Origin of the sequence: Chryseobacterium piscicola (assembly GCF_900156685.1) — a bacterium.
Classification (GTDB): Bacteria; Bacteroidota; Bacteroidia; order Flavobacteriales; family Weeksellaceae; genus Chryseobacterium; species Chryseobacterium piscicola.
In genome coordinates this window covers 1-5,965 of record NZ_FTOJ01000019.1, presented here as the reverse complement: position 1 = coordinate 5,965, position 5,965 = coordinate 1, and the positions used below count along the sequence as shown (strand labels likewise).

General features: G+C 44.8%; 2 tRNA genes and 3 rRNA genes. All 5 read right to left on the bottom strand.

Going from position 1 to position 5,965, the window contains the following annotated elements:
* Nucleotides 1-50: 50 nt before the first annotated feature.
* A 5S ribosomal RNA gene (gene rrf / locus BW939_RS15510) occupies nucleotides 51-158 on the bottom strand.
* A gap of 194 nt (nucleotides 159-352) precedes the next feature.
* Nucleotides 353-3,120, bottom strand: a 23S ribosomal RNA gene (locus BW939_RS15505).
* 204 nt (nucleotides 3,121-3,324) lie between these two features.
* Nucleotides 3,325-3,398, bottom strand: a tRNA-Ala gene (locus BW939_RS15500).
* A gap of 83 nt (nucleotides 3,399-3,481) precedes the next feature.
* Nucleotides 3,482-3,555: transfer RNA gene (locus BW939_RS15495), tRNA-Ile, on the bottom strand.
* A gap of 218 nt (nucleotides 3,556-3,773) precedes the next feature.
* Nucleotides 3,774-5,290, bottom strand: a 16S ribosomal RNA gene (locus BW939_RS15490).
* Together the 16S, 23S and 5S rRNA genes with 2 tRNA genes alongside form the textbook arrangement of a ribosomal RNA operon.
* Nucleotides 5,291-5,965 lie beyond the last annotated feature (675 nt).

Sequence of the window (5,965 nt, the reverse complement as noted above, 5' to 3'; positions counted from 1 at the left end):
GGACAAAAAAAAAGTCTCATACAAATACATGTATGAGACTTTTAAATAAAAACTGGCGGCGACCTACTCTCCCGCTTTCGCAGTACCATCGGCGCTGGTGGGCTTAACTTCTGTGTTCGGAATGGGAACAGGTGAGCTCCACCGCTAAAACCACCCTAAAGGCTGTTTAAGTTGTACATTACTATAATATACAAAGTATGGGTATATATAATTAGAACTGTATGATCGATTTTTAGATTGAAGACTTTAAAGTCTATTATCTATCGGTCTATTATCTTTCAGTCTAATTTTTATCGATAAGAATATTCACAAAGAGAGAACCTTGATTGCGCAATTAAGCGTATGCCAATTAGGCTATAAATCTACGGGTAATTAGTACTACTCGGCTATGCTGTTACCAACTTTACACCTATAGCCTATCAACGTGGTCATCTCCCACGACCCTTAAAAGATGTCTCATCTTGAGGCGAGTTTCGCACTTATATGCTTTCAGTGCTTATCTCTTCCAAACGTAGCTACTCAGCGGTGCTCCTGGCGGAACAACTGATACACCAGAGGTTTGTTCAATTCGGTCCTCTCGTACTAGAATCAAGCCCTCTCAAACATCTAACGCCCGCAATAGATAGAGACCGAACTGTCTCACGACGTTCTGAACCCAGCTCGCGTGCCACTTTAATGGGCGAACAGCCCAACCCTTGGGACCTTCTCCAGCCCCAGGATGTGACGAGCCGACATCGAGGTGCCGAACCTCCCCGTCGATATGAGCTCTTGGGGGAGACTAGCCTGTTATCCCCGGAGTACCTTTTATCCTATGAGCGATGGCCCTTCCATACGGAACCACCGGATCACTATGTCCTGCTTTCGCACCTGATCGACTTGTAGGTCTCACAGTCAAGCACCCTTATGCCATTACACTCTACGCACGGTTACCAAGCGTGCTGAGGGTACCTTTGAAAGCCTCCGTTACTCTTTTGGAGGCGACCACCCCAGTCAAACTACCCACCACGCAATGTCCTTCTAAAAGAAGTTAGGCTCCAAGTAAGTAAAGGGTGGTATTTCAACGTTGACTCCACAAACACTAGCGTGCCTGCTTCATAGTCTCCCACCTATCCTACACATTACTTACTCAAAGTCAATACGAAGTTATAGTAAAGGTTCACAGGGTCTTTTCGTCCCATTGCGGGTACTCGGCATCTTCACCGAGACTACAATTTCACAGAGCTCATGGTTGAGACAGTGCCCAGATCGTTACACCATTCGTGCAGGTCGGAACTTACCCGACAAGGAATTTCGCTACCTTAGGACCGTTATAGTTACGGCCGCCGTTTACTGGGGCTTCAGTTAATCGCTTCGCATTGCTGTTAACGACCTTCCTTAACCTTCCAGCACCGGGCAGGTGTCAGACCCTATACTGCATCTTTCGATTTTGCAGAGTCCTGTGTTTTTGATAAACAGTCGCCTGGGCCTTTTTACTGCGGCCAGCATTGCTGCTGGCGTCTCTTCTCCCGAAGTTACGAGACTATTTTGCCTAGTTCCTTAACCATGATTCACTCTAGCACCTTAGGATTCTCTCCTCGACTACCTGTGTCGGTTTATGGTACGGGTTGCTTCACTTCGGCTTTTCTTGGAAGCACTTTCCCTACAACAACTTCGCCCGAAGGCTAGGTCTTGACTATTCCGTCAGTCTCCAGTAAGTACGGCACTCCGTCCCCTTTTTAGTGTGAGCAAGTATGGGAATATTAACCCATTGTCCATCCACTACCCCTTTCGGGTTCGCGTTAGGTCCCGACTAACCCTCAGCTGATTAGCATGGCTGAGGAAACCTTAGTCTTTCGGTGAGCGGGTTTCTCGCCCGCTTTATCGTTACTTATGCCTACATTTTCTTTTCTATCCGCTCCACAATACCTCACAGTACTGCTTCGGCGCAAATAGAATGCTCTCCTACCAGATACAATCTAATGATTGTAAATCCATAGCTTCGGTACTCTGTTTATGCCCGATTATTATCCATGCCGGACCGCTCGACTAGTGAGCTGTTACGCACTCTTTAAATGAATGGCTGCTTCCAAGCCAACATCCTAGCTGTCAATGCAGTCCAACCGCGTTGCTTCAACTTAACAGAGATTTGGGGACCTTAGCTGTTGGTCTGGGTTCTTTCCCTCTCGGACATGGACCTTAGCACCCATGCCCTCACTGCCGACCATCATTTATTAGCATTCGGAGTTTGTCAGGAATTGGTAGGATTTGACTCCCCCGCATCCAATCAGTAGCTCTACCTCTAATAAACTGTAAATCGACGCTGCACCTAAATGCATTTCGGAGAGTACGAGCTATCTCCCAGTTTGATTGGCCTTTCACCCCTACCCACAGGTCATCCGAAGACTTTTCAACGTCAACCGGTTCGGTCCTCCACTTTGTGTTACCAAAGCTTCAACCTGCCCATGGGTAGATCACAAGGTTTCGCGTCTAATCCTACTAACTATACGCCCTATTCAGACTCGCTTTCGCTCCGGCTCCGTACCTGAAGTACTTAACCTCGCTAGTAAAATTAACTCGTAGGCTCATTATGCAAAAGGCACGCCGTCACCCAACTTGTGGGCTCCGACCGCTTGTAGGCGTACGGTTTCAGGTTCTATTTCACCCTTCTATTCGAAGTGCTTTTCACCTTTCCTTCACAGTACTTGTTCACTATCGGTCTTTCAGGAGTATTTAGCCTTGGAGGATGGTCCCCCCATATTCAGACAGGATTTCACGTGTCCCGCCCTACTCATTTATCATCTTAATATACCTTTCATATACGGGGCTATCACCCTCTATGGCTGTTCTTTCCAGAACATTCTATTAAATATATAAAGACTTTTGGGCTAATCCGCGTTCGCTCGCCACTACTTACGGAATCTCTTCGATTTCTTTTCCTCAGGGTACTTAGATGTTTCAGTTCTCCTGGTTTGCTCTCTAAATAAATTTAGAGTGACTGGTCTTCAACCAGACGGGTTGCCCCATTCGGACATCTCGGGATCAATTCGTGTGTGCCAATCCCCCGAGCTTTTCGCAGCTTACCGCGTCCTTCTTCGCCTCTGAAAGCCTAGGCATCCGCCATACGCCCTTAACGATTTCTTTCCTAATTATTAATTAGTTCAGTATTATTTGATTACTATCTCTAGTAAACTATTTTGTAAACTCAAACGCTTAATTGCGCTCGGTTTTCTCTTTGTGATATTTTTACCGTTAATGTCAATGATCTTATGTCTTTCCAAGTGTCTGATAAATGGATATTCTTTTTGGCTCTATCCATCTTACTTTTAAATCAAACTCTCAAAACTGTGGAGAATAAGGGAGTCGAACCCTTGACCTCCTGCGTGCAAGGCAGGCGCTCTAGCCAGCTGAGCTAATTCCCCCTCTAGGTGCTGTAGGCTGTAGGCTTTATGCTATAAGCTAAAATGCTTACTGCCTAAGGCTTATTGCTTACCGCTTTAATTAGTAGTCTCGGGCAGGCTCGAACTGCCGACCTCTACATTATCAGTGTAGCGCTCTAACCAGCTGAGCTACGAGACTTTGTTTAGATGTTAGATTTTAGACACCAGATGTTAGACTAATCTCTAACTTCTATTTTCTAACTTCTATTTTCTAAATCTCTCCCTCTGATACTAATTTCTAGTGGGTTTTGTATTTATATAATATAAGCAACCAAATAAAAAAACTAAAGCTAAAAACTTTAAATAAGTACTGTGTATCTTACGATACTTGTTTGTTTAACGTCTTAAGACGCTCTAAAATGAGATGTTCCAGCCGCACCTTCCGGTACGGCTACCTTGTTACGACTTAGCCCTAGTTACCTGTTTTACCCTAGGCAGCTCCTGTTACGGTCACCGACTTCAGGTACCCCAGACTTCCATGGCTTGACGGGCGGTGTGTACAAGGCCCGGGAACGTATTCACCGCGCCATGGCTGATGCGCGATTACTAGCGATTCCAGCTTCATAGAGTCGAGTTGCAGACTCCAATCCGAACTGAGACCAGCTTTCGAGATTCGCATCCAGTCGCCTGGTAGCTGCCCTCTGTACTGGCCATTGTATTACGTGTGTGGCCCAAGGCGTAAGGGCCGTGATGATTTGACGTCATCCCCACCTTCCTCTCTACTTGCGTAGGCAGTCTCACTAGAGTCCCCAACTGAATGATGGCAACTAGTGACAGGGGTTGCGCTCGTTGCAGGACTTAACCTAACACCTCACGGCACGAGCTGACGACAACCATGCAGCACCTTGAAAATTGTCCGAAGAAAAGTCTATTTCTAAACCTGTCAATTCCCATTTAAGCCTTGGTAAGGTTCCTCGCGTATCATCGAATTAAACCACATAATCCACCGCTTGTGCGGGCCCCCGTCAATTCCTTTGAGTTTCATTCTTGCGAACGTACTCCCCAGGTGGCTAACTTATCACTTTCGCTTAGTCTCTGAATCCGAAAACCCAAAAACGAGTTAGCATCGTTTACGGCGTGGACTACCAGGGTATCTAATCCTGTTCGCTCCCCACGCTTTCGTCCATCAGCGTCAGTTAAAACATAGTGACCTGCCTTCGCAATTGGTGTTCTAAGTAATATCTATGCATTTCACCGCTACACTACTTATTCCAGCCACTTCTACTTTACTCAAGACCTGCAGTATCAATGGCAGTTTCATAGTTAAGCTATGAGATTTCACCACTGACTTACAGATCCGCCTACGGACCCTTTAAACCCAATAAATCCGGATAACGCTTGCACCCTCCGTATTACCGCGGCTGCTGGCACGGAGTTAGCCGGTGCTTATTCATACTGTACCTTCAGCTACCCTCACGAGGGTAGGTTTATCCCAGTATAAAAGAAGTTTACAATCCATAGAACCGTCGTCCTTCACGCGGGATGGCTGGATCAGGCTCTCACCCATTGTCCAATATTCCTCACTGCTGCCTCCCGTAGGAGTCTGGTCCGTGTCTCAGTACCAGTGTGGGGGATCACCCTCTCAGGCCCCCTAAAGATCACTGACTTGGTGAGCCGTTACCTCACCAACTATCTAATCTTGCGCGTGCCCATCTCTATCCACCGGAGTTTTCAATATTAATTGATGCCAATCAATATATTATGGGGTATTAATCTTCCTTTCGAAAGGCTATCCCCCTGATAAAGGCAGGTTGCACACGTGTTCCGCACCCGTACGCCGCTCTCTCTGTTCCGAAGAACAAATACCGCTCGGCTTGCATGTGTTAGGCCTCCCGCTAGCGTTCATCCTGAGCCAGGATCAAACTCTCCATTGTATGTTTGTCTGACTCACTCAAAGTTTCTTTAATACGCTTTAGTTTTTCCTTAATTTTGGTTGTTATATTGTATCTTCAATGATCTCTATTCTATCGCTTTATAACGGAAACTTTTTCTGTCGTTTCGCTTCCGTATTTGCGAGTGCAAAAGTAATAAGTTTTTTGTTAATGACCAAATGTTTGTTGAAAAAATTTAAAAGTTTTTTTTTAAACTCTTAAACCATTCTCCTTACTCTCAATCTAAACTTCTGCGCTCCCTAATTGGGTTTGCAAATATACAACTCTTTTTGTTATTACAAAATTTGTTGACGTATATTTTTTAAAAGTTTTTGTCTTATCTTTAGTTTCTGCGCTACCTACTTCCTTTCGTTTTCAGTGGTGCAAAAGTAGAAACTTTTACCTCCACTACCAAACTTTTCGTAACTTTTATTTAACATAAAACATCAACTATCTGAAAGTCTGCATGTAAATTTTAATCATCTTCCTGAACTGTAGAATTCATACTACTTAACAACCCAAGCTAAACAACCTTTTATGCCTGGAAATAATGCCGTACAGCGTCTTTTCGTTTTTTGAAATGGTTTAAAAAAAAGGTTTTTTTTGCTTTTTATAGGAGAAGCTAGGCGGGTTTAGCGTCTTGTGATGAAATAATAATAGAATATACTGCATCATTTG